General features: G+C 48.9%; 26 protein-coding genes and 1 riboswitch. All 26 genes read left to right on the top strand.

Annotation, left to right across the window (positions count from 1 at the left end; translation table 11 throughout):
* Positions 1–127 precede the first annotated feature (127 nt).
* The 26 genes from AB4Y93_RS23805 to atpG all read left to right on the top strand — a co-directional run bounded on the left by AB4Y93_RS23805 (position 128) and on the right by atpG (position 25,369).
* Positions 128–1,744: a copper resistance CopC/CopD family protein gene (locus AB4Y93_RS23805; RefSeq protein WP_441895675.1), complete on the top strand. Its 1,617-nt coding sequence runs from the start codon at positions 128–130 to the stop codon at positions 1,742–1,744.
* 135 nt (positions 1,745–1,879) lie between these two features.
* A complete protein-coding gene (locus AB4Y93_RS23800) occupies positions 1,880–2,512 on the top strand; it encodes a YcnI family copper-binding membrane protein (RefSeq protein WP_441895673.1) in 633 nt (210 codons plus the stop codon).
* Between the two features lie 236 nt (positions 2,513–2,748).
* Positions 2,749–3,819, top strand: a complete 1,071-nt coding sequence (gene prfA / locus AB4Y93_RS23795) for a peptide chain release factor 1 (protein WP_167281014.1) — start codon at positions 2,749–2,751, stop codon at positions 3,817–3,819.
* Positions 3,820–3,877: 58 nt separating this feature from the next.
* On the top strand, positions 3,878–4,828 hold the full coding sequence (gene prmC / locus AB4Y93_RS23790; protein WP_441895671.1) for a peptide chain release factor N(5)-glutamine methyltransferase: 951 nt from the start codon (positions 3,878–3,880) through the stop codon (positions 4,826–4,828).
* 624 nt (positions 4,829–5,452) lie between these two features.
* Positions 5,453–6,205, top strand: a complete 753-nt coding sequence (gene spoIIR, locus AB4Y93_RS23785) for a stage II sporulation protein R (protein WP_441895670.1) — start codon at positions 5,453–5,455, stop codon at positions 6,203–6,205.
* Between the two features lie 129 nt (positions 6,206–6,334).
* The gene (locus AB4Y93_RS23780) at positions 6,335–7,405 is read left to right on the top strand and encodes an L-threonylcarbamoyladenylate synthase (RefSeq protein ID WP_441895668.1); all 1,071 of its coding nucleotides are present in this window, start codon (positions 6,335–6,337) and stop codon (positions 7,403–7,405) included.
* 116 nt (positions 7,406–7,521) lie between these two features.
* The gene (locus AB4Y93_RS23775) at positions 7,522–8,034 is read left to right on the top strand and encodes a manganese efflux pump MntP (protein WP_208420555.1); all 513 of its coding nucleotides are present in this window, start codon (positions 7,522–7,524) and stop codon (positions 8,032–8,034) included.
* 39 nt (positions 8,035–8,073) lie between these two features.
* Complete coding sequence (locus tag AB4Y93_RS23770) at positions 8,074–8,652, top strand: low molecular weight protein arginine phosphatase (protein WP_441895667.1); 579 nt, start codon at positions 8,074–8,076, stop codon at positions 8,650–8,652.
* A gap of 86 nt (positions 8,653–8,738) precedes the next feature.
* A riboswitch (ZMP/ZTP riboswitch) is annotated at positions 8,739–8,819 on the top strand.
* Between the two features lie 131 nt (positions 8,820–8,950).
* Entirely contained in the window at positions 8,951–9,409 is a 459-nt protein-coding gene (gene rpiB, locus AB4Y93_RS23765; RefSeq protein WP_441895665.1) for a ribose 5-phosphate isomerase B, read from the top strand.
* Positions 9,410–9,440: 31 nt separating this feature from the next.
* A complete protein-coding gene (locus tag AB4Y93_RS23760; RefSeq protein ID WP_441895663.1) occupies positions 9,441–10,043 on the top strand; it encodes a TIGR01440 family protein in 603 nt (200 codons plus the stop codon).
* Positions 10,044–10,070: 27 nt separating this feature from the next.
* A complete protein-coding gene (gene glyA, locus AB4Y93_RS23755) occupies positions 10,071–11,318 on the top strand; it encodes a serine hydroxymethyltransferase (protein WP_441895853.1) in 1,248 nt (415 codons plus the stop codon).
* Positions 11,319–11,709: 391 nt separating this feature from the next.
* Entirely contained in the window at positions 11,710–13,362 is a 1,653-nt protein-coding gene (locus tag AB4Y93_RS23750; RefSeq protein WP_441895662.1) for a peptide ABC transporter substrate-binding protein, read from the top strand.
* 189 nt (positions 13,363–13,551) lie between these two features.
* Positions 13,552–14,490, top strand: coding sequence for an ABC transporter permease (locus AB4Y93_RS23745; protein WP_441895660.1), 939 nt, complete (start codon positions 13,552–13,554; stop codon positions 14,488–14,490).
* Entirely contained in the window at positions 14,487–15,410 is a 924-nt protein-coding gene (locus AB4Y93_RS23740; protein WP_441895659.1) for an ABC transporter permease, read from the top strand. The genes AB4Y93_RS23745 and AB4Y93_RS23740 overlap by 4 nt, the downstream gene beginning before the upstream one ends.
* An 11-nt stretch (positions 15,411–15,421) precedes the next feature.
* A complete protein-coding gene (locus AB4Y93_RS23735; RefSeq protein ID WP_167281003.1) occupies positions 15,422–16,429 on the top strand; it encodes an ABC transporter ATP-binding protein in 1,008 nt (335 codons plus the stop codon).
* On the top strand, positions 16,426–17,388 hold the full coding sequence (locus AB4Y93_RS23730) for an ABC transporter ATP-binding protein (RefSeq protein ID WP_208420530.1): 963 nt from the start codon (positions 16,426–16,428) through the stop codon (positions 17,386–17,388). Before AB4Y93_RS23735 ends, AB4Y93_RS23730 begins: the two co-directional genes overlap by 4 nt.
* Positions 17,389–17,561: 173 nt before the next feature.
* Positions 17,562–18,191: a uracil phosphoribosyltransferase gene (upp, locus tag AB4Y93_RS23725; RefSeq protein WP_167281002.1), complete on the top strand. Its 630-nt coding sequence runs from the start codon at positions 17,562–17,564 to the stop codon at positions 18,189–18,191.
* Positions 18,192–18,419: 228 nt separating this feature from the next.
* Complete coding sequence (wecB, locus tag AB4Y93_RS23720) at positions 18,420–19,568, top strand: non-hydrolyzing UDP-N-acetylglucosamine 2-epimerase (RefSeq protein ID WP_441895657.1); 1,149 nt, start codon at positions 18,420–18,422, stop codon at positions 19,566–19,568.
* Between the two features lie 188 nt (positions 19,569–19,756).
* Positions 19,757–20,032 (top strand): AtpZ/AtpI family protein, encoded by a 276-nt coding sequence (locus AB4Y93_RS23715; protein WP_015847367.1) that lies wholly within the window; start codon positions 19,757–19,759, stop codon positions 20,030–20,032.
* Positions 20,032–20,439, top strand: a complete 408-nt coding sequence (locus AB4Y93_RS23710; RefSeq protein ID WP_167280999.1) for an ATP synthase subunit I — start codon at positions 20,032–20,034, stop codon at positions 20,437–20,439. The genes AB4Y93_RS23715 and AB4Y93_RS23710 overlap by 1 nt, the downstream gene beginning before the upstream one ends.
* Before the next feature lie 3 nt (positions 20,440–20,442).
* On the top strand, positions 20,443–21,207 hold the full coding sequence (atpB, locus tag AB4Y93_RS23705) for a F0F1 ATP synthase subunit A (RefSeq protein WP_441895655.1): 765 nt from the start codon (positions 20,443–20,445) through the stop codon (positions 21,205–21,207).
* Between the two features lie 75 nt (positions 21,208–21,282).
* Entirely contained in the window at positions 21,283–21,507 is a 225-nt protein-coding gene (gene atpE, locus AB4Y93_RS23700) for a F0F1 ATP synthase subunit C (RefSeq protein ID WP_015847364.1), read from the top strand.
* Positions 21,508–21,642: 135 nt separating this feature from the next.
* Positions 21,643–22,125: a F0F1 ATP synthase subunit B gene (gene atpF / locus AB4Y93_RS23695; RefSeq protein WP_441895653.1), complete on the top strand. Its 483-nt coding sequence runs from the start codon at positions 21,643–21,645 to the stop codon at positions 22,123–22,125.
* On the top strand, positions 22,122–22,661 hold the full coding sequence (locus AB4Y93_RS23690) for a F0F1 ATP synthase subunit delta (protein WP_441895652.1): 540 nt from the start codon (positions 22,122–22,124) through the stop codon (positions 22,659–22,661). Before atpF ends, AB4Y93_RS23690 begins: the two co-directional genes overlap by 4 nt.
* Positions 22,662–22,685: 24 nt before the next feature.
* Positions 22,686–24,200, top strand: coding sequence for a F0F1 ATP synthase subunit alpha (gene atpA, locus AB4Y93_RS23685; RefSeq protein ID WP_441895650.1), 1,515 nt, complete (start codon positions 22,686–22,688; stop codon positions 24,198–24,200).
* 308 nt (positions 24,201–24,508) lie between these two features.
* Positions 24,509–25,369, top strand: coding sequence for an ATP synthase F1 subunit gamma (gene atpG / locus AB4Y93_RS23680; RefSeq protein WP_441895649.1), 861 nt, complete (start codon positions 24,509–24,511; stop codon positions 25,367–25,369).
* Positions 25,370–25,398: the final 29 nt, after the last annotated feature.

Raw genomic sequence — 25,398 nt, 5'->3', positions numbered from 1 at the left:
AGAACAATACCGTTTTGCTCTGTTCATATGAATTCAGCCATCCTGCCTAGCTCTAATGAGTCATGCATGGAGTTTATCTTAGGCGTACAATGGAGGGAAGCTGAAGAATAGGAGTATGATCGGAATTATGAATACGAATCTACATACCTTACACAAACGTATAGGAGCGGCCTTTTTGCTGCTTGTCCTATTTGTCCTTGCGGGGGCGCCGCAGGCCTTCGCACATGCTACGCTGGAGAAAACGGTTCCTGCTGCTAATGCCAAGCTTGCGCAGTCTCCGCCCTTTGTTGAGCTTTCTTTTAACGAGGCGGTAGAGCTAGGAGCAGGATCTGTTGAGGTGGTCGACTCCCAGTCGAATAAAATAAAAACGGATGAACCAACGCTTGAGAATGACGGGACAACACTTAAGCTTCCGATGCCAACCCTTGCGGAAGGCGTCTATTCCGTCTCTTATCATATCATCTCAGAAGATGGGCATCCGGTCAGCGGCTCTTATGTGTTTGTTGTGGGCAATCCGCCGAACTGGAAGGACGCAGAGACTTTTGCCGCTAACAAGAATACGTCAAAAGGCATGCAGCAAAAATTGCTGTATGTGGTACGGGTTCTTTATTATGCAGCGCTGCTGATGGCAGCTGGCACGGCGTTATGGCAAGCTTTTATCCGTAAGCCAAGCGAGTCATTGCAGTCGGCTTTTAAGCGGTTGTCAGTGATCGGGCTGCGGGCACTTCTTGTGACCGTGCTATTGCATATTTTCCTGCAGGTCAATGAGCTGATGAAAGGGCAGCCTATCTCAGCGTGGGGTAAGATGTTTACGGATACGACAACTGGCCGGGCATGGCTGGAGCTTATTGTTCTGGCGCTTCTCGGATTTGTTGCACAGCGCTTTAATGAGCGGTTTGTTCGTCTGCTCTGGGTTGTCCTGCTGCTTGGCGTAGAAAGTTTGATCGGCCATCCGGCGGCAAATGATCCGAAGGCTCTTACGATCGCTTTCGACTTCATTCATTTGCTGGCATCCGCGGTGTGGGCAGGCGGCCTGGCTGTTCTCTTGTACGTCTGGTACACCGATCGGAAGGAAGCGGGCAGGTTTGGCGCAAGCTTTTCGCAGGGAGCATTAATCTCCCTTGCTGTGCTTGTGGTCAGCGGAGTTACGATGACTCTGCTCTTCCTGCCTAAGCTGTCATATTTGTGGCTCACGACTTGGGGAGGACTGCTGACAGTTAAAACGATCCTCGTTATCGCCGTACTTGTAACAGGCACCATGCTTCGTATTCGGATGAAGCGCAGCGGGTTCCCTGCAGGCACGCTTCTTAAGGCAGATCTGATTCTGATGACATGTATCGTAGCGATCGCTGCGGTGTTTACGTATATGAGCCCGCTGCCTGCCAATGAGCCGTATAACTATCATCAAATGGGCGACGATATGCATGTAACGTTCAACGTATCGCCTAACGTGCCGGGCAGCGACAATACGATAACCCTTCAAGTGTGGCTGCCGGAGAAATCCGGAGAGCCGAAGTCGGTTGTGTTAAGACTGCGCTCAGACAGCCGTGAGGATGCACCCATCGATGTGCCGCTGGAGCGTGTGGACGAAGATGCGTATGATTCGTTCCCTGGTTATAAGAGAGCTGCTTACCGTGCCGAAGGAACGTTCCTGCCTTATGCGGGGAAATGGACGGCTGAAATTCGCGTCATGGATCAAGAGGATAATGAAATCGTTAGAGAAACACAGTTCCGCAATTATTAGTCCATGCAGTCACATATTCGTCATATCCGGGTAGCCCTTTCGAGTCATGTCATTCTGCATGCAGGATCTTATACTGAGAAGCAAGCAGGGAACGAGACAGACAGACAAGACGAGGGAAATAGAGAGGGATGTGTGATGATGAATAAGATGAAAAAATGGATGATTGCAGCTTCGATGGCAGTTGGGCTGATGATGTTTGCTGGTATTGCAAGCGCCCATGTGACCGTCCAACCGCCGCAAGTGCCAGCGAATTCGTACCAGGTGTTCGCTGTTCGCGTACCAAGCGAAGAAAAAGGTGTGAATACCGTTAAGGTGCAAGTGAAGATTGCAGACGGCGCGGTTGTATCGCGGGTTGAGCCAAAGCCAGGCTGGACGAGTGAACTGGAGAAAAACGCGGATGGCGTTGTAACCAGCATTACTTGGACGGCAGAGGACAAGGGACTCAGCGAAACGGAGTTCACGGAATTCCGCATGAGCGGCAAGGTGAACGAGGATGCTACGCAATTGGTATGGAAAGCTTACCAAACTTACAGCGATAACAAGGTTGTAGAATGGGTTGGTGCTGATGGCTCCGATAAACCAGCTTCTGTAACGACTGTAACGGCAGCAACTGTTGATGGCGACGGCCACGGCGCTGCTGCAACAGCGGATGACACGAAGGACTCGGATTCCGATTCTGACTCGGCGCTTCCGCTGACATTGTCGATTATCGCAGTGGTGCTGGGCGCTGCCGCACTTGTTCTGGCAGCAAGAAAAAATAAGAAATAAAAAAGTAAAGGGGCTCCGTTTTCCTTAGGGATAGCGCGGAGTCCTTTTCTCACGACTTAGGCAAATACACCAGTCGAAAATACAGATTTAGTGTGCTATAATGTGTGTTACAAGATGAAACGGCTTCGCTGTCTTATGGCAGGTGCGCGTTTCATTCCGGAAAATTCAAGCCATTTTATAAGTTGAAACTTATAAACGATAGAATTTCAATATGGGAACTATAGAGGTGAATCATTGTGTTGGACCGTTTACAAGCGCTCGCAGACCGTTACGAGAAGTTAAGTGAACTGTTGTGCGATCCGGATGTAGCAAGTGATCCGAAGCGCCTGCGGGAGTATTCCAAGGAGCAATCGGATTTACAAGTGGCTTATGAAGCCTTCACAGAATATAAGCAAGTGTCGGAGCAGCTCGAGGATGCGAAAGTGATGCAAGGCGAGAAGCTCGACGACGAAATGCGCGAAATGGTGAAGATGGAGATTGATGAGCTTTCCACGCGCAAGGCTGAATTGGATGAGAAGATTCGTATCGTCCTTCTGCCGAAGGACCCTAACGATGACAAGAACGTTATTGTTGAGATCCGCGGCGCTGCAGGCGGCGACGAAGCTGCATTGTTCGCTTACGAGTTATATCGGATGTATACGAAGTTTGCAGATGCGCAAGGCTGGCGTTGTGAACTGATGGATTTGAACGAAAATGATCTGGGCGGCTTTAAAGAGGTAATCTTCATGATTACCGGCAAAGGCGCATATAGCAAAATGAAATATGAGAGCGGCGCACACCGTGTACAACGTATTCCGGTAACGGAATCCGGCGGCCGTATTCATACGTCGACTTCAACCGTATCGGTTATGCCGGAGGTTGAAGAAGTCGAAGTTGAAATTCTCGATAAAGATATTCGGGTTGATACCTTCTGCTCCAGTGGTGCAGGTGGTCAGTCTGTAAATACAACGAAATCCGCGGTTCGTGTCCTTCACGTGCCGACTGGTATCATGGCGACTTGCCAAGACGGCAAATCGCAAAATGAGAACAAAGCGAAGGCACTTCAAGTTCTTCGTGCCCGGATCTCTGATGTTCGCCGTCAAGAAGAAGAGGCGAAATATGCTGGTGAGCGGAAGCTTAAAGTTGGTACAGGTGACCGAAGCGAGCGTATCCGTACGTATAACTTCCCGCAAAGCCGCGTGACGGACCATCGTATTGGTCTTACTCTGCATAAGCTGGATTCTGTTATGAACGGTGATATGGAAGAGATCGTGTCTTCCCTTACGATTGCAGAACAAGCGGAATTGATGGAGAGAGAGCTGAACTAATAAAGGTCTGCGAGGATACTAATTTCGTCGGAGTACCTCATGAAGGGACGCTATAGAGATGAGTGATCATAAGAACGAACAGGCATTTTTTGCGCCGTCGTTTACAATTAGGGAAGCCTGCATGCAGGCTTCTTCGTTTTTGCAGAGGCTTGGTGTTATGGAGCCGCGCTCGAATGTGGAGCGGCTGCTTATGCATCTGCTTGGTCTCGAGCGGTCCAAGCTGCTGCTTGCTTGGGGCGAACCGTTCCCGGCTGAGCATGCCGAGGAATGGGTGAAGCTGATCCGCCGCAAGGCGGCTGGCGAGCCGGTGCAGTACATCATCGGCGAGGAATGGTTCTACGGCAGGCCGTTTGCGGTAACGCCGGCTACGCTTATTCCACGGCCTGAGACGGAGCTGCTCGTCGAGGCCGTGCTTGAGGCGGCTGATCATCTGTGGCCGCCTGATGGTGAAGCTGTGCCTACGGTCGTCGACGTCGGCACAGGCACTGGCGCCATCGGCGTGACGCTTGCTTCGCAGCGTCCGCGCTGGCGCGTCTGCGCGTCCGATCTGTCGCCGGACGCGCTTGCTGTCGCCCGCACGAATGCGGCCCGCCATGAGGCGGCGGGGCGCATGGCATTCGTGCAGGGCGACCTGCTGGCGCCGTTTGCGAAGCACGGCGCCGCAGGAGCACCCGATGCGGATGACATCCGCATCGATGTGCTCGTGTCCAATCCGCCGTATATCCCGGCGGATGATCTCGCGGGCCTCCAGCCCGAGGTGCGCGACTTTGAGCCGCGCCTCGCGCTGGATGGCGGGACGGACGGGCTGGATCCGTACCGCCGCATGGTGGAGCAGCTGCCGGCACTTGTGCAGCTGCCTCGTATTGTTGCCTTTGAGCTTGGCATGGGCCAGGCTCACGACGTCGCTGCGCTGCTGCGGAATGTCGGCGAATGGGATGATATCCGCATTATTACCGACTATGGCGGCATCGAACGCCATGTCATCGCCATTCGTACAAGCGGGGATTAGGTCAGCCCGCTTATTACTCAAACACGCTGCCCCTCGTCACATTGACAAGGGCAACGTGTTTTTTTGTTTGGTTTTCGGTCATTGCTCTGACCCACCTTTGACCGTTGTAGCAAATAAGACCCTCCGAAGGTCTTATTGCACCCGTTCGGTCTTATATGACAACCAATAAGACCCTGATAGGGTCTTATTCTGCCTTATATCCTGAATATCCGCCTGAATCTCTGGCCATTGTTGAAAATAAGACCCCCAGAGGGCTTTATTGCACCGGTTTGCTCTTGAATTAGCTCCAATAAGACCCTGCGAGGGTCTTATCTCCTCGAAACTAACCTCGCCGTAGCCAGAATCGCCACCCCACCATGCCATCACCGCAAAGTTAAGATCCCACGGGACCTTTAAAAGCCAAACTAGCTACTCATTTCACAAAGTTAAGGTCCCTCAGGGACCTTAACTCGCCCGCATCCCCCTGTGCATTCCCGCTCCTCCCATTCATGAAAACAAACTCTATCATTTTCATTTTCTCTACTAGGTTTATAGAGTGGGATTCACGGACATAATGACGGATAGATACGTTCCGGAACGCAAGCTGAGGCACTGACGGGTGCCATCGAGAGGAGCTTGTGTCATATGTCCCGCACTAATTCCCTATTTTATTTCCGTAAATCTTATGGTTTGTTGGTTATCGTATTATTTGTTCTGGTGATGAGCTGGGAGCAGCAACGTACAGATGCAGCAGTAGTAGATACTATTATTCCGCAAGAATCCATTCGTCTGCGTATTCTGGCAAATTCGGATGCACCTGCTGATCAAGCGGTGAAACGTGTTGTTCGTGATGCTGTTGTTAAGGCGATGGATAACTGGGTGACAGGTCCGCAAACAATTGAAGAAGCGCGCCAAACGGTGCATGATCATATGGGTGAAATTGAGGAGATTGTTGCAGATGTGCTGGCAAGCCGCGGGTTTGATTATTCGTATCATGCTGAGCTTGGCATGGTTCCGTTCCCTACCAAAATGTACAGCAATGAAGTATATCCTGCAGGTAACTATGAAGCTCTTCTGATTACACTTGGTGAAGGCCAAGGTCAGAACTGGTGGTGTGTATTGTTCCCGCCGCTTTGCTTCATCGACGCAGCAACAGGTGAAGCTGCAGCCGCTGATCCGGATGCTGACGCTGTGAAAGCAGGGACTGTCCAAACCGCATCAGCTGATCATAACCAAGACAGCAACGGGAAAGTTGAAAAAGCAGCTGACAGCAAAGCCGAAGTTTCTGCTCAGCAAGCAAAGGATGACCAAGGCCAAGGTAAAGCGCCTGAAGCAAAGTTTTTCCTGTGGGAAATGATTCAACAGTTCATCCACTGGCTGAAAAGCCTGTTCTCCTAGTCAGCAAAATGGCGGCCCTCCACTCAAGTATGCAAGTGCTGATGGAGGGCTGCTGCTCTGCAATTTAGAAGGCATATGCTATAATGGGGGCAGTAGATGAACTTTAATAGCAGGGATTGAAGGATAGAGATGACGACAACAAAGGTTTGGCAGGTAATGGGCCGGAGTAATCCGGAGATACTCGCCGAGCAATTAGCGGAAGCGGCGGCTCTTCTGCGCGAAGGCGAATTGGTTGCTTTTCCGACGGAAACGGTATACGGCCTTGGGGCCGATGCACGTAATTCCAAGGCAGTAGAGGCCATCTTCAAAGCGAAGGGACGCCCTTCGGATAATCCACTTATCGTGCATATTGCCGACGAACGGCAGCTCGATGAGCTGGTACTCCCATATCCAGAGCTTGCCGGAAGCCTGATGAAGCAGCTGTGGCCCGGGCCTTTGACGCTTGTTCTGCCGGTGCGTCCTGAAGCGGTGTCACCTCTTGTAACAGCAGGGCTTTCTACTGTTGGTGTACGAATGCCGGATCATCCGGCCGCGCTTGCGCTCATACAGCAGTCCGACTGTCCAGTTGCCGCACCAAGTGCCAATCGTTCGGGCCGCCCAAGTCCTACACTCGCAGAGCATGTGCTGGAGGATCTCGGTGGTAAAATAAGCGGAGTTGTAGATGGCGGAGCGACGGGGGTTGGACTGGAGTCAACAGTGATTGAGCTGCCGGATTCGAATACGATTCGTATCCTTCGTCCAGGCGGCATTACCGCAGAACAACTGCAGAGCGCTGCTCCGGAAGCAGTCATTGATGCTCCAGCTTCAACCAAGTCTGAAGTAACCGAAGCGCCGCGGTCGCCAGGTATGAAATATACGCATTATGCTCCGCAGGGTGATCTTGTGATCGTTCAGGGGGATCCAGCTAAGGCAGTACGTTACATTCAGCAGCAGCTAAATGAAGTAAGAACATCGCAACTCAAGACAGGTGTCCTTACTTTCGATGAAAGAACGGCTGCCTTTGATGCGGATCTCGTGTTGACTTACGGAAGCGAGCAGCGTTTGGAACAGGCGGCGCACCGGCTTTATGCCGCACTTCGCCAGTTTGATGCCGAAGGCGTGCAGCGTATTTGGGCGGAAGGCTGCTCTGAGGAAGGGATAGGCCTTGCTCTTATGAACCGTCTAGCGAAAGCTGCCGGGCATCAAATCGTCCGGTTATAGAGTAGTATGTTTGTCCCCTTGTCCGCATATCTTGGTTAAAGAATGGATGTGGACATGGGGGCGATAGCGTGACAGATGCAACTTTACATGCCGGACAATTCGCGACACTGCTCATAATGGCGGTTGCGCTAGGCATGGATGCATTTTCGTTAGGGATTGGAATTGGACTTAAAGGTATTCGTCTTCGTGATGTGCTGCGGCTAAGTGCGATCATTGCACTGTTCCATGTCATCATGCCGCTGGCAGGGATGTACGCCGGGCATTTCGTCAGTGGTCTGCTTGGCGATGTGGCTACAATGGCGGCAGGAGTTTTGTTGCTGCTTTTGGGCGGGCATATGATTTATAGTGCGCTTAGGGGAGAAGCTGTTCAATCGATCGACTACCGTTCCTCGATTGGAACGTTTTTATTCGCGTTTAGCGTTAGTATCGATTCCTTTTCTGTTGGTGTAACACTTGGTATGTTTGCGGCAGATATCGTGCTGACTGTACTGCTGTTTGGTTTTTTTGGCGGATTAATGTCCGTGTGTGGCCTCCTGCTTGGGCGCAGGGTGAGCCAAAACCTCGGTGGGTATGGCGAAGCGCTTGGCGGGGCGATCTTATTGATATTTGGATTGTTATTTATACTATAAAAATGAGACAGATTAGCGGCACAGAAAGGGGAATGCAGCATGACACGCATCTTGTTTGTTTGTACCGGCAATACATGCCGATCCCCGATGGCAGAAGCTATGCTGAGAGCAATGGCAAAGCAGCAGGGCATTCCGCTTGAGGTTCGTTCTGCGGGGGTGTCAACAATTGACGGACTGCCGATCTCGGCCCATGCGGCTACAACGCTGCGAGGCAAAGCAGTAGAGCCTCAGGGTTCTTCACGGGCGCTTAGCGGTGAGATTGTCGCTTGGTCTGACCTGATTCTGACCATGACATCGGGGCATAAACGAAATCTGATTAACTGGTTTCCTGAGGCGGTGGATAAAGCCTATACGCTGAAGGAATATGTCAATCAAGATACGGATGTACAGGCGGATATTGAGGAGCTTGAGCGTCTGTTTACTGAGATGCATATGAAGCAGGTGTTGGGCCAGCAGCTGTCTACTGCAGAGCGGACACGGCTCCTTGAGCTTGAACGCCGTATTCCTAGCTTCGATATTGCCGATCCTTTCGGTGGTACACTCAGCATGTATGAAAGCTGTGCTTCAGAGATTGAAGAGAGCCTGAAAACCCTGCTGAGGATGCTCAAAAAGGGATGAAATTCCATGCTGAAATTAGGCTGAAATTAGCCATTTAAGCGATTGATTTCTAACGATGAATCGGCTATCATGGAGGTAACAAAGACGGTTTCCGATGTAACTGGCGACGGAAGTGGGTAACCACGGTGGAGCATCGGAACATACGGCCGGTCGCCTGGGCAAAGAGCAGCATGCTATTAAGCATGTCATGCTCTTTTTTTCGTCTTTTCTGCGGAATTTAGGTATAATAAGTCCGTATGATTCGACAAACAGATACTTATTTTGCTAAGGATGCTGCAAAATAACAGGAGGGTTTACGTTGAAAATTGCAATTGGTGCAGATCATGCGGGTTACCGGTTGAAAGATGAAATCGTTCCGTTCCTTTTATCGCAAGGACATGAGATTGAAGATTTGGGCTGTGACTGCAATCAATCTGTGGATTATCCCGATTATGCACTGCCGGTAGCGGATAAAGTAGCAAGTGGTCAGGCTGACCGCGGCATTCTTATTTGCGGTACAGGCATTGGAATGTCGATTGCGGCTAATAAAGTGCCAGGTATCCGATGCGCTTTGGTGCATGACATGTTCTCGGCGCAGGCAACTCGCGAGCATAATGATACGAATGTACTTGCTATGGGCGAACGCATTATCGGCCCAGGCCTTGCACAGGAAATTGTCCGCATCTGGCTGGAAACGCCATTCTCCAATGGTGACCGTCATGCAGGACGTGTTCAGAAAGTGAAGCAAATCGAGCAGCAATATACTGTACATCCTTAAGATCGAAACGATATAGAAGGAGCGGTGCAGCATGAGCAATCACGAGGAATTAGCTTCAATTGCAAGTGATGTGGAGACGATTGTTCGGGAACTTGCTTCAGCCGGAGGGCTGAAGGCCGGACAACTGCTTGTTATCGGCACCAGTACAAGTGAAGTACTGGGCCACCGTATCGGTACATCCGGAACGCTGGCGACAGCCGCACAGATCTATGCGGGAGTTGAAGCGGTTCGGAGCGAGATTGGATTTTACCCTGTATATCAATGCTGTGAGCATTTGAATCGGGCACTTGTTCTATCTCGTGAGGCCGCAGACAAATTTGGTCTGGACGAGGTTGCGGCGATACCTGTTCGGAAAGCGGGCGGCTCGATGGCAGCCTATGCTTACCGACAATTGCCGGAAGCCTGCCTGGTTGAAACGGTGCAAGCACATGCCGGAATCGATATCGGTGACACCTTCATCGGCATGCATCTCCGCCGGGTTGCCGTGCCAGTCCGACCTTCGATCAGGTCGATTGGTGCAGCTCATGTGACGATGGCTTTTACAAGGCCTAAGCTCATTGGCGGAGCCCGTGCAGTGTACACTTTGGAAGACAGCGGCCTGGCGCCAGAGCAGACGTCAGGATCATGCGATTAAAATATTAGGAGGCTTTTCACAATGACAATGGAAAACTTACGTAACCAAGATCCTGAAGTATTAAAGGCAATGGGCCTTGAACTGCAGCGCCAACGCGATAACATCGAGCTGATCGCATCCGAGAACATCGTTAGCGAAGCGGTTATCGAAGCATTGGGTTCAGTACTGACGAATAAATATGCAGAAGGCTACCCAGGCAAACGTTTCTACGGCGGCTGCGAGCATGTTGACATTGTGGAAGATATCGCACGTGATCGTGCAAAAGAAATTTTCGGTGCTGAGCATGCGAACGTACAACCACACTCCGGCGCACAAGCAAACATGGCTGTATACCTGGCTGTTCTGAAGCCTGGTGATACGGTTCTTGGTATGAACCTGGCACATGGCGGCCACTTGACACACGGCAGCCCGGTTAACGCTTCCGGTCTTCTTTATAACTTTGTCGCTTATGGCGTTGACGAAGAAACATTCACAATCAACTATGATGAAGTACGTAAAGCGGCATTCAAACACCGTCCTCGCTTGATCGTAGCTGGCGCGAGCGCATACCCTCGTACAATCGACTTCGAGAAAATGGGTAAAATCGCTGAAGACGTAGGCGCATTGTTCATGGTTGATATGGCACATATCGCGGGTCTTGTTGCAGCTGGTTTGCATCCGAGCCCAGTGCCTCACGCACACTTCGTTACAACAACAACACACAAAACGCTTCGTGGTCCTCGCGGCGGTATGATTCTGTGTCGTCAACCTTGGGCAGCAGCAATCGATAAAGCGGTATTCCCTGGTTCGCAAGGCGGCCCTCTGATGCATGTTATTGCAGCTAAAGCTGTTGCATTCGGAGAAGTTCTTCAACCGTCGTGGAAAGAATATGCACAACAAGTTATTAACAACGCAAAAGTATTGTCCGAGACGCTGATCTCCGAAGGCATCAACATCGTATCCGGCGGTACTGACAACCACTTGATGCTGGTTGATACTCGCAGCCTTAACATCACAGGTAAAGCTGCTGAGCATGTACTTGATTCGATCGGTATTACAGCGAACAAGAACGCAATTCCATTTGATCCAACAAGCCCGTTCATTACAAGCGGTATCCGTCTTGGTACTCCAGCTGCAACTTCCCGCGGTATGGATGAGAAAGCAATGAAAATCATTGGCGAAGTGATCGCGATGACGCTGAAAAATCCTAATGACGAAGCCGTACTGGCGAAAGCGACTGGCATGGTTCGTGATTTGACAGCACAATACCCGCTTTACCCGAACATGAAATACTAATTTTATTTGTTTCTTCAAAGACTGCCCTTCAGGTCATCCTTGACCTGAAGGGCAGTCTTTTTTTTATGGTGAATTAACCCTTTGCGATTGCAGCATCCTATAGGAGGCAGGCATTACACTTCTACATGAATCGTCAATATTCGACAATTTACGAAATGTAATTTCTGGGGAGTGACAAAACATAAATAAATATTGTATATTTATCTACGGTATATTAAATTAACATTAATATTGTGCTAATTCGGCGTGAACATATGTAAACATGGCGGAATGAACAAACGTTCACTGATATTTATTCAGTTAAACGCATGAATTTTCAAATTGTTTAATTATGTAATGTCAAATTATTACAATATAAAAAGACAGGGTTTACATCAGGGGAGGAAAATTTATGTTGAAGAAGAAGCATGGCTTTACATTGATCTCCGTGTTGCTGGCACTGGCTCTCGTAGCTGTCGGCTGTACACCTAAGGAAGAGTCCGGAAGCAGCGAAGCACCTGTATTCCGCATGAACCTTGCAACTGAACCGCCGTCTCTTGACCCGGCACAAGTTCAAGACCAAGTATCTGCAACTGTTGTAAACGGTTTGTACGAAGGCCTTACTCGTAAAGACGAGAAGGGTGACGTTGTTCCTGGCATGGCTAAGGAATGGAAAATTTCCGATGACGGCAAAACGTATACCTTCACCATTCGCGACGATGCGAAATGGAGCAACGGTGACGCTGTAACAGCAGGCGACTTCGAGTACGCGTGGAAGCGCGCCCTTGATCCAAACCTGAAACCTGCAGCATCTGCCTATGCATACCAGCTGTACTACATCAAAAACGCGGAAGCTTACAACACTGGCGCTGACGGTGTAACGGCTGACGACGTAGCTGTAAAAGCAATTGACGAGCACACGCTGCAAGTAGAGCTGAACTCGCCAACTCCTTACTTCCTGGGCCTGATGTCCTTCACAGTCTTCTTCCCGGTTCACCAATCGGCGAAAGATAACGAAGCATGGGCAACTGATGTTTCGACTATGATTACTAACGGTTCGTTCAAAATGAGCGAGTGGAAAAAGAACAACTCCATTACACTCGTGAAAGACGACAACTACTATGCAAAAGACGATGTGAAGCTTACGAAAGTTGTCTTCTCTGAAGTTAACGATTCGAACACAGAGCTGAGCATGTACCAAACTGGCGAGCTTGACTTCGCTGGTATGCCTACTGGTCTGATCCCTAACGAACAATTCCCGACGCTGAAGAAAAACAACGCGGATGAGTTCAAAGTTCAAGGCAGTGCAAGCATTTACTACTACCTGTTCAATACAACGCTTAAACCATACAGCAATGTAAAAGTACGTGAAGCGCTTTCGATGGCGATCAACCGTCAAGATATCGTTGACAACGTAACAAAAGGCGGTCAAACGCCAGCATACGGTATCGTTCCTCCTGGTATTAAAGGCGAGAAAGACGATTTCCGTACGGAACATCCTGATTCTGCTTACTTCAAAGAAGACATTACAGAAGCGAAAAAATTGCTTGCTGAAGGTCTAGCAGAAGAAGGCCTGACTGCAATGCCTACTGTTAAGCTGACTTACAACACAAACGAACTGCACCAAGCGGTTGCAGAGGCAATTGCTGAAATGTGGAGCAAAAACCTCGGTATCAAAACCGAAGTTAGCAAGCAAGAATGGGGCGTCTTCCTCGACAACCGTAACCACCTGAACTATGATGTGGCACGCGGCGGTTGGGGCGCTGACTATAATGACCCTATGACGTTCATCGACCTGTTCTCGTCGAAGAGCGGCAACAACAATACAGGCTTTGCAAAACCTGAGTATGACGCTCTGATCAAAGAAGCATACAGCACAGACGATCAAGCTAAACGTATGGCTGCTATGTCCAAAGCGGAAGAAATGGTAGTTGGTACAGACCGTGCGATTATGCCGATCTACTACTACAGCACGGTTTACATGATTAAGCCTGGATTCAAAGGCATCTTTATCGACTACAAAGGCGACATTGATTATAATCGCGGAGATTACCAAGCGAAATAATTAACTGCTCGTTACGGAATGCGGGATATATGCGGCCATTGAGACTGCATATATCCCCTTTCACTTTTTACTTTCGTAAGTTAAAGGATTTTAATTTTTGAAAGCTTTGCTTACGTAGTAATGAATCATCACAATAGCTCTAAACATGGCTATTTGGGTGATCATTTATTTTAGGAGGTGCCATAGCGTTTGGTTCGTTACGTTCTTCAGAAACTGTTGTTCATGCTCGTTTCGATCTTCGTGCTGGCTTCGGCCACTTTTTTTCTGATGAAGGCCATTCCGGGCAACCCGTTTCAAAGTGAGAAAAATATTCCTGCTGCCATCCAAGAACGCTTGAATGAGGAATATGGACTTAATGATCCGCTGGGCGTTCAATATTTGCATTACATGAACAACCTGATTCACTTTGACCTTGGAACGTCCATGAAGCAACAGTATGTTACCGTTATTGATATTATTAAGACCGGATTTATTTACTCGCTTCAAATCGGGATATTCGCCATTATCGTGGCGGTTGCAGCAGGTGTGCTGTTTGGTTTGATTGCTGCGCTTAACCACCGCAAGTTTCTTGATGGCTTTACGATTTTGATTGCTGTAATTGGCGTATCGATTCCAAACTTTGTTGTTGCTACAGGCTTACAGTGGATATTTGGCGTCAAATTGCGTGTACTAGACGTAGCAGGCTTGAATGACCCGACCGACTTTATTATGCCGGTACTGGCATTGTCGTTCCTTCCGGCTGCATTTATCGCGCGACTTGTACGTTCAAGCATGCTCGAGGTGCTTAGTGCCGATTACATGAAGACAGCCCGTGCGAAAGGCTTGTCCGGCCGTGTTATCCTGGTTCGCCATGCCCTTCGTAATGCGATCCTGCCGGTAGTTACTTATATTGGTCCGATGACGGCGAACATTATTACAGGCTCTGTAGTAATCGAGCAAATTTTCGGTATCGGCGGCTTGGGTAAATTTTTCGTCAACAGTATTACGAACCGCGATTACACGCTCATTATGGGCCTGACGCTGTTCTATGCTGTAATCCTTATGCTGGCACGTTTCCTGACGGATATCGCTTACGGCTTTGTAGATCCACGTATTAAATTAAGTCGCGGGAAGGGGGCTAATAGATGAAGGAACAAACACTTACACCTAGTGATTTCGAGAAGCTGAGCCAAGATGAGAAGCAAGGCGAGGTCGTTGTCCGAGAGAGTATTTCTGCTTGGAAGGACGCTTGGCTGCGCCTGAAAACTAACCGTATGGCGATGATCAGCCTTTGGATATTAGCCTTTATCATCCTCGTGACGATCTTTGGCCAATTGATTGCAACACATGATTATAGGACGCAGGATCTTCAATCAACAAACATGGCTCCTTCCTCGGACCATTGGTTCGGAACGGATAGTCTTGGCCGTGATATGTTTTCAAGAACCTGGATGGGCTCGGGCATTTCCCTTCAAGTTGGTATTTATGCCGCTCTAGTTGACCTCGTTGTTGGTGTCATTATGGGCGGGATTATGGGTTATTTCGGTGGTAAAGTCGACGAAGTTCTGAACCGTTTCTGTGAAATTTTATACTCGATTCCAAGCTTGCTCGTCGTTATCCTGCTTATCGTTGTTATGGAACCGAGCATGTTTACCATTATCGTAGCTTTAAGTATTACCGGCTGGATTAATATGGCGTGGATCGTCCGCGGTCAAATTATGCAGCTGAAAAATCAAGAGTATGTCCTGGCGGCACGTTCCCTTGGTGCAGGCCCGTCACGTATTTTACTTAAACATTTGATCCCTAATGCGATGGGTCCGATTATCGTTACGATTACGATGACGGTGCCAAACGCAATTTTCGCGGAAGCATTCCTGAGCTTCCTTGGTCTTGGCGTTCAATCGCCGGCCGCGTCACTTGGTACTTTGATTAATGACGCCATTAAGGCGATGACTGTATATCCATGGCGTATGCTGTTCCCGGCAACGCTGATCAGCTTGACCATGCTTTGCTTTAATATTTTCGGTGATGGTCTGCGTGACGCACTTGATCCGAAGATGAAAAAGTAGGAGGTGCAACAATGGAACGTTTGCTCGAAGTGAATGATCTTCGTGTTAATTTCAAAGTTCGCGGCGGTACTGTACAAGCAGTACGCGGTGTTAACTTTCATATAAATAAAGGCGAAGCAGTAGCAATCGTTGGTGAGTCCGGCTGTGGTAAATCCGTAACAGCTCAAACGCTGATGCGCCTTATCCCAAGCCCGCCTGCCATGACAAGCGGTTCGATTATGTTCAAAGGACAAGAAATCTTGTCGAAGACGGCCAAAGAGATGGAGAACATCCGCGGTAAAGAGATGGGTATGATCTTCCAGGATCCAATGACTTCGCTTAACCCAACGCTTACAATTGGCCGTCAAATTACAGAAGGTCTTATCAAGCATCAAAACATGAGCGCTTCGGCTGCTCGTGCTCGTGCAATAGAAATGCTGAGTCTCGTTGGTATTCCAAACCCTGCAGCACGCTTTAACCAATACCCGCATGAGTTCTCCGGTGGTATGCGTCAGCGTGGCATGATTGCCATTGCGCTTGCATGTAATCCTTCGCTTCTTATTGCGGATGAGCCAACAACAGCGCTTGACGTTACGATTCAGGCGCAAATCCTGCGCGTGATGAAAGATCTGCAGGAGCGTATGGGCACATCGATTATCCTGATTACGCATGACCTTGGCGTAGTAGCGGATATTTGCGATCGCGTTATTGTTATGTATGCAGGTAAAGTTGTAGAGAGCGGCACGAAATGGGAGATCTTTAAAAATCCGAAGCATCCTTATACAAAAGGTCTGCTTCGTTCTGTGCCTCGTCTTGACCAGAGAAAAGATGAGCCGCTTATTCCGATCTTTGGTACACCGCCGGATCTGATCAAGCCGCCGGCTGGCTGCAGCTTCTGCGCGCGTTGTGATGAAGCGATGCGTGTCTGCATTGACAATGATCCGGAGCTTCTGCCGGTAGACGGCAATGAGTCACATACTTCGGCCTGCTGGATGGCACATCCATACGCGAAGCCTGCGAAACAGGAGGTATCCGTATGAGTGAGCCGTTAGTAAAGGTTAATAATCTGCGCAAGTTCTTTAACTTGGGCGGAGGCAATATTCTGAAGGCGGTCAACGAGATCGACTTCTCTATCGCAAAAGGCGAGACGGTTGGTGTCGTTGGCGAATCCGGCTGCGGCAAATCGACGGCAGGACGTACGATCTTGCGTTTGTACGAGCCAACCAGCGGCAGTGTCACGTTTAACGGTGAAGATATCTACAAACTGAAAGGCGCTAAGCTCAAGCAAATGCGCCGTGATATGCAGATGATTTTCCAGGACCCGTACGCATCGCTTAACCCACGGATGACGATTACCGATGTAATCGGCGAGGCGCTTGATATTCATGGTTTGGCAGCAAGCCGTGCAGAGCGTAAACGGAGAGTTGAGGACCTTCTTGATCTGGTAGGTCTAAATCCTGACCACGCTACCCGTTACCCTCATGAGTTCTCAGGCGGCCAGCGTCAGCGTATTGGTATTGCCCGCGCACTTGCGGTCGACCCGAAGTTTATTATCGCGGACGAGCCAATCTCGGCGCTTGACGTATCGATCCAAGCACAGGTCGTTAACCTGATGCAGGATTTGCAGCGCAAAATGGGCCTGACTTACTTGTTCATTGCTCATGACTTGTCGATGGTTAAGCATATCAGTGACCGTGTTGCAGTTATGTACTTGGGTAAAATCGTTGAGCTTGCGGAGAGCAGCGAGCTGTATGGCAGCCCAGCGCATCCGTATACACGCGCTCTGCTTTCGGCTAATCCGATTCCAGATCCAGAAATCGAAGCAACCCGGGAGCGAATTGTGCTGACCGGCGATTTGCCGAGCCCGATTAATCCGCCTTCAGGCTGTCAATTCCATACTCGCTGCCCGATGGCAACGGATAAATGTAAGACAGTTGAACCTAAGCTGGTAGAGGTGAAAAAGGGGCATTATGCTTCTTGTCACTACGCATCGGTATAATTTTACAGGACGAAGCAGAAGTTACTTCTGTTTCGTCCTTTTTTTTTGTGGTAAATCTGTCTTTATATAGCCATAAAACTCTGGATGCATCAGAGGGGGCAGAGTGATATAATTAACGGGATTGTGTCCAAGACTATAGGGATAACATTTTCAAACAGGAGGAATTACGCTCCATGAGCAAAGTGGTTATATGCGACCATCCATTGATTCAGCATAAGCTGACCTTTATTAGAAACAAAGATACCAATACGAAGGATTTTCGTGAACTGGTTGACGAAGTAGCCACCTTGATGGCTTATGAAATTACAAGAGATATACCCCTTGATACCATTACGGTTGAGACGCCAGTCGCAACTACGGAAGCAAAAGTCGTATCCGGTCGGATGCTTGGACTTATTCCGATCCTGCGAGCGGGACTTGGTATGGTGGAAGGGATGCTGAAGCTGATTCCGGCTGCAAAGGTTGGTCATATCGGCCTTGTCCGTGACCACGAAACACTTCAGCCTTTGGAATATTACATTAATTTGCCGACAGACGCAGCTAATCGCCAACTGATTGTTATCGATCCGATGCTTGCTACAGGCGGCTCTGCTATTGCAGCTATCAACTCGCTGAAGAAGCGCGGGTGTGATCAAATAAGGCTGATGTGCCTTATTGCAGCCCCGGAAGGTGTGAAAGCGGTACAGGATGCTCATCCTGACATTGATATTTATTTGGCCGCATTGGATGATGCCTTGAATGAAAAAGGCTACATCGTGCCAGGTCTCGGCGATGCCGGTGACCGATTGTTCGGCACGAATTAATATAAGCAAACAAAAATAGGCGTTGCTTACGAAGTATGAATTGTCGCAAATCGCTCGCTAAACGAGCTATTTAGGCAACTATTTGATGCTTACGAGGTATGAATTGTAACAAATTCGCTCTAAAAGAGCTCTTTAGGTCACCATTTAATGCTTTCGAAGTATGAATTGTCACAAATCGCTCTTTAAACGAGCTATTTAGGCAACTATTCATTTTAGGAGTGAGTCTTTTTGTCCAAACTGAAAGTAATGACGATTTTTGGTACCCGTCCGGAAGCTGTAAAGATGGCTCCGCTCGTGCTGGAATTAAACAAGCACTCTGATCAGATCGAGTCGATCGTATGTGTAACGGCACAGCACCGCCAAATGCTGGACCAAGTGCTTGATTTCTTTGAGATTCAGCCCAACTATGATCTGAATGTCATGAAAGACCGCCAGACACTGACAGAGACGACCGTCCGTGTTCTAGAAGGTCTTGATCCTGTGCTTACGGAAGCAAAGCCGGATATCGTGCTTGTGCATGGCGACACGCAGACGACATTTCTCGCCAGCTACGCTTCCTTCCTGAAGCAGATTCAAGTTGGTCATGTCGAAGCTGGTCTTCGCACATGGAATAAGCTCTCGCCATATCCGGAAGAGATGAACCGCCAGCTGGCAGGCGTGCTGTCGGATGTTCATTTTGCCCCTACGGAATGGTCGGCAGGCAATCTGCGCAAAGAGAACAAGTCAGAAGCTTCGATCTATGTGACTGGCAATACGGCAACTGACGTATTCCAATACACAGTAGATCCATCATTCTCTCATCCCGTTATTGAATGGGCGAAGGGCAAACGTATGATTCTGATGACAGCACATCGCCGGGAAGCGCTTGGCGAGCCTCATCGTAATATTTTCCGCGCCGTGAAACGAATTGCTGACGAGCATGAAGATGTAGCGATCGTGTACGCGGTTCATCCGAACCCTGCTGTTAGAGAACCAGCTAACGAAATTCTAGGCAATCATCCGCGTATTCAATTGATTGAGCCGCTTGATGTATTTGAATTCCATAACTTTTATCCTCATGCGTATATGATTTTGACGGATTCTGGCGGTTTGCAGGAAGAAGCACCGTCCTTTGGCGTGCCGACACTTGTGCTTCGTGATACAACAGAGCGTCCAGAAGGTATCGAGGCGGGAACACTTGAGCTGGTAGGTACGGATGAAGAGCAAGTATACAGCCGTGCACGTGCGCTCCTTAATGATGCTGCCTTGTACGAAAAAATGAGCAAATCTGCCAATCCTTACGGTGACGGACAAGCTTCCGTCCGCATTGTACAAGCGATTTTGCATCATTTTGGCAGAACTAGCGAGCGGCCTGAGACGTTCACACAACGTTCATAGTTTCACAAGCGGACAGCTGCTAGATAAGCAATATACAGCATACAGTGGTACTGTACGGTTTAGCGTTCGGAAAATCCTTTATTTACAAGGATTTTCGGGCCGCTGTTCACTAAATGTTTGAATTTAAATGAATTGACAAAAGTTTAACAGCTTCGATAAAATAAATGAGAGTTTTGGAGTGATTCTGCATGGATCCATCCAAAGAACAACCGTCTAAAGAGAATCAGAATAAGTCGGATCATGGCAGTTTCGGAGACGACCCTTGGAGAGCGATGGGATTGGTCGGCACTATTGGGGCCGATCTAGCCGCATGTCTGGGGCTTGGCTACTGGCTCGGTCATAAAGCCGATCTTGCAAACGGTACCGAATACTACTCCATTATTGGATTGGTCGCGGGACTTGCAATAGGCATCATTACGGTCATATTCCTGATTCGGACGTTTGCGGGAGGCAAAGCGAAATAATGGACGATTTGTCGGCCCACTTGAAAGCCGTTACAAGAGTTACTTTCTTATTCATGTCCCTATGCTGTATCGCTTGGGCGTTACTGCCCGACTATGAAAGCTGGTGGGGCGGGCTTATGATCGGAGGAGCGGCCAGTCTGGTGAATGCTAGACTGCTTGGCTGGAAGGTTACGAAGATCGGGGCGAATGCTGCTGTGCAAGGTACGAAAAGGATGAATATTGGCTTTTTCACCCGCGCATGCATCGCGTTATTGGCAGTTGTGATTGCGACACAAACATACACGTTTCAGCTTTCAGCGACTGTTGCCGGATTATTTGTCGCACAATTGGCAACACTCATACTGGGATTTTTGTCCAGACGAAAGTTGATGGCGTCAAATCCTACCGATGAAAGGGGTGAAAAATAACTAATGGATCATATTTCTCCTATCGTTCATGTAGCTGGAATTGAGTTTGATTTGGCCGTAATCGCTATGATTTTGATCACTAGCATCATTGTCTTTGTTCTCGCGAAGCTCGCAGTGAGAAACATCTCGGTTACGAATCCGACGAAACTTCAGAATTTCTTGGAGTGGGTTATCGAATTCGTTCAGAACATTATCGGTACGTCTATGGACCTCAAGAAAGGCCGTCCATACCTTATTCTCGGTCTTACCCTGATTATGTATATTTTTGTGGGTGATATGCTTGGCCTGCCGCTTGGTATTGTCACTGAAGCACATCACGGTGCAACTGTCTTCGGTATGAACTTGGATCTGGGCGGTGAGGAAGAAGCGCATATTGCATGGTGGAAATCACCAACTGCGGATGTTGCAGTAACAGGTGCTTTGACAATCATCGTAATCCTCTTGACGCATATCGAAGGTCTTCGACTTAACACGAAGCATTACCTGAAACACTATGTAGAACCGCATTGGCTCTTCCTGCCACTCGCATTGATCAAAGAAGTATCGAAACCGTTGTCGCTTGCTTTGCGTCTTTACGGTAACATCTTCGCAGGCGAGGTCATGATTGCCGTAATCCTCGGGATGGGTGTTTGGGGTATTCCAGCGCTTGTCGTGTGGCAAGGTTTCAGCGTATTCGTAGGTGCAATACAAGCATTCGTATTCTGTATGCTGACGATGGTTTATATGTCACAAGCAATTGTGCATGAAGAACATGGCGAACAGCATTAATGGCTTCAAACCGGCGGAATACCGGCGGTCAATATAAAAAAACTATTTTCACGAAAATTGAGGAGGATTTTTCTAATGGGAGCATTGGCATTAGTTGCAGCAGCAATTGTATTTGGTTTGGGCGCACTTGGCGCAGGTATTGGTAACGGTCTGATCGTAGGTCGTACAGTTGAGGGTATTTCCCGTCAACCAGAACTTCGTGGTACTCTTCAAACAACTATGTTTATCGGTGTCGCTCTGGTCGAAGCACTTCCAGTTATCACACTGGTACTTGCGTTCATCTTCTTGGGCAAATCCTAATAACAAGTTTAGACACATGGCGGGGAGTGGCTTTGCCTTCTCGCCTTCCTTTTTGTTCGGCCCTTTGAGCCGTTCATGTAATGAACCGACTTTTCGAACGAATTTGTTTTAAGCTATAGAAGGGAGTGACGTTTTTTGCATATCGTATGGTCGAGTCTTATCATTCAGTTGATCGCCTTCGGGATCCTTCTGTACTTGCTGAAACGCTACGCGTTTGGTCCTTTGCTGGGCATCATGGAACAGCGCAGGCAGTATGTCGCAGAGCAAATTGCTAATGCGGAGACTAGCAAGAAAGAAGCTGAGCAGCAACTGGAGCAACAGAAACAAGCACTTCAGGAAGCTCGTAAAGAAGCTTATGACATTATTGAGCAAGCTAGAGCTACAAGCTCGAAACAAGCCGATGACATTATTCAAGTTGCGAAATCCGAATCCACTCGTCTGAAAGACGAAGCGGTTAAAGATATCGAGAGCGAGAAAAACAAAGCGGTTGCTGCACTTCGCGAAGAGGTTGGCGGCATTTCTGTCAAAATCGCGTCGAAAATTATCGAAAAGCAAGTGGACGAGAAATCCCAAGAGCAATTGGTTAACCAATACCTTAAAGAGGTTGGAAGCAAATGAGCCGGGATACCGTCGTAGCGAAGCGCTACGCTAAAGCACTGTTTGAACTCGCTCAAGAGCAAGGCATCGTAACGGAAACGGAAGATCAGCTGAAACTGATCGTTCAAGGGTTGAAGAATGAACCCGAAGCACGTAAGTTCCTTGAACTTCCAAGCATCGAACCGAACAAAAAAATCGCTGTGCTGAAAAGTGCATTTGGCGATCATGTATCGGCGCTCGTCCTTCATACGCTTGAACTTATTCTTGTACGCGGACGCCAAGAGCTGATCTCTGATGTGTACACTGCGTATACAAAAATCGCCGGCGAATCGCTCGGTCAAGCACATGCGGTTGTGTACACAGCCCATAACTTGTCGGATGCAGAACTGGCTGAGGTAGAAGTAAGCTTTGGCAAGCTCAGCGGCAAGAAAATTGTTGCGGAACAAATCGTTAAACCAGATTTGCTTGGCGGCGTACAAGTACGCATCGGCGATCGTCTGTATGATGGCAGCCTGTCCGGCAAGCTGGAACGTTTACAAAAATCGTTTAAAATCTAATGCATGTAGATAGGGGTGAACGAATTGAGTATCAGACCTGATGAAATCAGCACGCTGATTAAACAACAGATCGAACAATATAAATCCGAAATTCAAGTCGTTGACGTCGGCACCGTAATCAATGTCGGTGACGGTATTGCCCGCGTACACGGCTTGGAAAATGCGATGCAGGGCGAACTGCTCGAATTCTCCAACGGCGTAGTAGGCATGGCGCTCAACTTGGAAGAAAGCAACGTTGGTGTCGTTATCCTGGGTCCTTACACGGACATTCGCGAAGGCGACCAAGTAAAACGTACGGGCCGCATCATGGAAGTACCAGTAGGCGAAGAGCTTCTGGGCCGCGTTGTAAACCCGCTGGGTCAGCCGCTTGACGGCAAAGGCCCAATCAACACTACTCAATTCCGTGCGATTGAATCCCCGGCTCCGGGCGTTATCGATCGTAAATCGGTACATGAGCCAATGCAAACAGGTATTAAAGCAATCGACGCAATGGTACCAGTTGGCCGTGGTCAACGTGAGCTGATCATCGGCGACCGTCAAACAGGTAAAACAGCGATTGCAATCGATGCAATCATCAACCAAAAAGGCAACGGCGTGAAATGTATCTACGTTGCAGTTGGTCAAAAACAATCCACTGTTGCTGGCGTTGTGGAAACACTTCGTAAACACGGTGCACTTGATTACACAATCATCGTAACAGCTGGCGCATCCGAACCAGCTCCATTGCTCTTCCTGGCTCCTTATGCAGGCTGCTCGATGGGTGAGTACTTCATGTACAAAGGCGAGCATGTTCTCGTTATCTATGATGACTTGTCGAAACAAGCGGCTGCATACCGCGAATTGTCCCTGTTGCTCCGCCGCCCACCGGGTCGGGAAGCATACCCAGGTGACGTATTCTACCTGCACTCCCGTTTGCTCGAGCGCGCTGCTAAACTTAGCGACGCACTTGGCGGCGGCTCGCTGACGGCTCTGCCGTTCATTGAGACTCAAGCATCTGACGTATCGGCTTACATTCCTACGAACGTAATCTCGATCACAGACGGTCAGATCTTCCTTGAAGCGGACCTGTTCTACTCCGGCCAACGTCCGGCAGTAAACGTAGGTATCTCGGTATCTCGTGTAGGTGGTTCCGCTCAAATTAAAGCAATGAAGAAGGTAGCCGGTACGCTCCGTCTGGACCTTGCAGCTTATCGTGAGCTTCAAGCGTTCTCGCAGTTCGGCTCCGATCTTGATAAATCGACACTTGCCCGTCTGAACCGCGGTGCTCGTACGATGGAAATTCTGAAGCAAGGCGTTAACCAGCCGATGCCGGTTGAGAAGCAAGTTATCTCGATCTACTCCGCAGTTAAAGGCCATCTGGATGACATTCCAGTTGCAGACATTCTGCGCTTCGAAAAAGAATTCCTGGCATTCCTGGATTCCAACCACCCAGAAATCGGCGAATCCATCCGTACAACAAAAGACCTCGTTGCTGACAACGAGAAAGCTCTTGTTGACTCGATCAACAAGTTCAAGAAAAGCTTTTCTGTAACGGCTTAATCGGCCTATCGAATAAATGCCTTGCGCCCGACTTCGTATGGGCGCAGGCGCTTACTCCTACCAACACCAGGCTTTGTATGTCCTTTTTTGTGAAATGTATCGAACGCGTGGCGTTTGTGAAAGGAACTGTATGAACCGCAGAGTTTACGTGCCGCTTTTGAATCTGTATCCTCACCGCTAGGTGATAGTTCTAAAGGATACAGATTCAATGGCGGCCAAGGTGAAATATAGATTCCTGGAACAAAGAGCCCTGCGAACGGTCCATTCGACAACTGAACAGCAAAGCAACAAAGGCGGGTGACAATGCAATGGCAAAAGGCATGCGCGACATTAAGCGCGAGATCAAAAGTAAACAAAACATGAAGCAAATCACGAAAGCGATGGAGATGGTTGCCGCTTCGAAGCTCAGAAGAGCACAAGAAGCATCAACGAAAGCCCGTCCTTATTCGGATAAGCTGAAGGAAGTTGTAGCTAGTATCGCAGCAGGCTCTAAAGGTGTGAAACACCCGATGCTGGAAACGCGTCCGGTGCAAAAAACGGGTTACCTCGTTATCACATCCGACCGTGGTCTTGCTGGTGGCTATAACGCCAACGTTCTTCGTAAAGTAACACAAACGATTCGCGAAAAGCATAAATCGAGTGATGAGTACGTATTGTTCGTCATCGGACGTAAAGGCCGGGATTACTTCCGCCGCCGCAATATGCCGATCATCGATGAGGTAATCGGTCTGTCCGATTCACCGACATTCGCTGACATCAAATCGGTCGCTTATAACGCAGTCAAAATGTTCTCTGAGGGCAAATACGATGAGCTGTACATCTGCTACAACCAATTCGTAAATGCAATTACTCAAATCCCTACAGAAACGCGTTTGCTTCCACTGCAGGAAGTAAGCGGCAACGGTCCGGTAACTTCGTACGAGTACGAGCCGTCCCCGGAAGGTGTTCTGGAGGTACTGCTGCCTAAATATGCGGAGACGCTTATTTACAGCGCGGTGCTTGACGGGAAAGCCAGTGAGCAGGGCGCTCGCATGACAGCCATGGGCAGTGCGACGAAGAATGCTAGCAAAATGATCAGTCAATTGACGCTGACCTATAACCGGGCACGTCAAGCGGCGATTACGCAAGAGATCTCGGAGATCGTTGCAGGTGCGAACGCACAGGCATAAGGCATATAGAAGTAAAAGAAAGTACCAGG

Origin of the sequence: Paenibacillus sp. YAF4_2 (assembly GCF_052113225.1) — a bacterium.
GTDB lineage: Bacteria > Bacillota > Bacilli > Paenibacillales > Paenibacillaceae > Pristimantibacillus.
Note: the sequence above shows the minus strand (reverse complement) of the source record. Positions and strands in the feature narration are given on the sequence as shown.

Coding starts and splice junctions, on each gene's coding strand:
- AB4Y93_RS23805 (WP_441895675.1), top strand. CDS start 128: ATGAATACGAATCTACATACCTTACACAAACGTATAGGAGCGGCCTTT.
- AB4Y93_RS23800 (WP_441895673.1), top strand. CDS start 1,880: ATGATGAATAAGATGAAAAAATGGATGATTGCAGCTTCGATGGCAGTT.
- prmC (WP_441895671.1), top strand. CDS start 3,878: ATGAGTGATCATAAGAACGAACAGGCATTTTTTGCGCCGTCGTTTACA.
- spoIIR (WP_441895670.1), top strand. CDS start 5,453: ATGTCCCGCACTAATTCCCTATTTTATTTCCGTAAATCTTATGGTTTG.
- AB4Y93_RS23780 (WP_441895668.1), top strand. CDS start 6,335: ATGACGACAACAAAGGTTTGGCAGGTAATGGGCCGGAGTAATCCGGAG.
- AB4Y93_RS23775 (WP_208420555.1), top strand. CDS start 7,522: ATGGCGGTTGCGCTAGGCATGGATGCATTTTCGTTAGGGATTGGAATT.
- AB4Y93_RS23770 (WP_441895667.1), top strand. CDS start 8,074: ATGACACGCATCTTGTTTGTTTGTACCGGCAATACATGCCGATCCCCG.
- AB4Y93_RS23760 (WP_441895663.1), top strand. CDS start 9,441: ATGAGCAATCACGAGGAATTAGCTTCAATTGCAAGTGATGTGGAGACG.
- glyA (WP_441895853.1), top strand. CDS start 10,071: ATGGAAAACTTACGTAACCAAGATCCTGAAGTATTAAAGGCAATGGGC.
- AB4Y93_RS23750 (WP_441895662.1), top strand. CDS start 11,710: ATGTTGAAGAAGAAGCATGGCTTTACATTGATCTCCGTGTTGCTGGCA.
- AB4Y93_RS23740 (WP_441895659.1), top strand. CDS start 14,487: ATGAAGGAACAAACACTTACACCTAGTGATTTCGAGAAGCTGAGCCAA.
- AB4Y93_RS23735 (WP_167281003.1), top strand. CDS start 15,422: ATGGAACGTTTGCTCGAAGTGAATGATCTTCGTGTTAATTTCAAAGTT.
- AB4Y93_RS23730 (WP_208420530.1), top strand. CDS start 16,426: ATGAGTGAGCCGTTAGTAAAGGTTAATAATCTGCGCAAGTTCTTTAAC.
- upp (WP_167281002.1), top strand. CDS start 17,562: ATGAGCAAAGTGGTTATATGCGACCATCCATTGATTCAGCATAAGCTG.
- AB4Y93_RS23715 (WP_015847367.1), top strand. CDS start 19,757: ATGGATCCATCCAAAGAACAACCGTCTAAAGAGAATCAGAATAAGTCG.
- AB4Y93_RS23710 (WP_167280999.1), top strand. CDS start 20,032: ATGGACGATTTGTCGGCCCACTTGAAAGCCGTTACAAGAGTTACTTTC.
- atpB (WP_441895655.1), top strand. CDS start 20,443: ATGGATCATATTTCTCCTATCGTTCATGTAGCTGGAATTGAGTTTGAT.
- atpE (WP_015847364.1), top strand. CDS start 21,283: ATGGGAGCATTGGCATTAGTTGCAGCAGCAATTGTATTTGGTTTGGGC.
- AB4Y93_RS23690 (WP_441895652.1), top strand. CDS start 22,122: ATGAGCCGGGATACCGTCGTAGCGAAGCGCTACGCTAAAGCACTGTTT.
- atpG (WP_441895649.1), top strand. CDS start 24,509: ATGGCAAAAGGCATGCGCGACATTAAGCGCGAGATCAAAAGTAAACAA.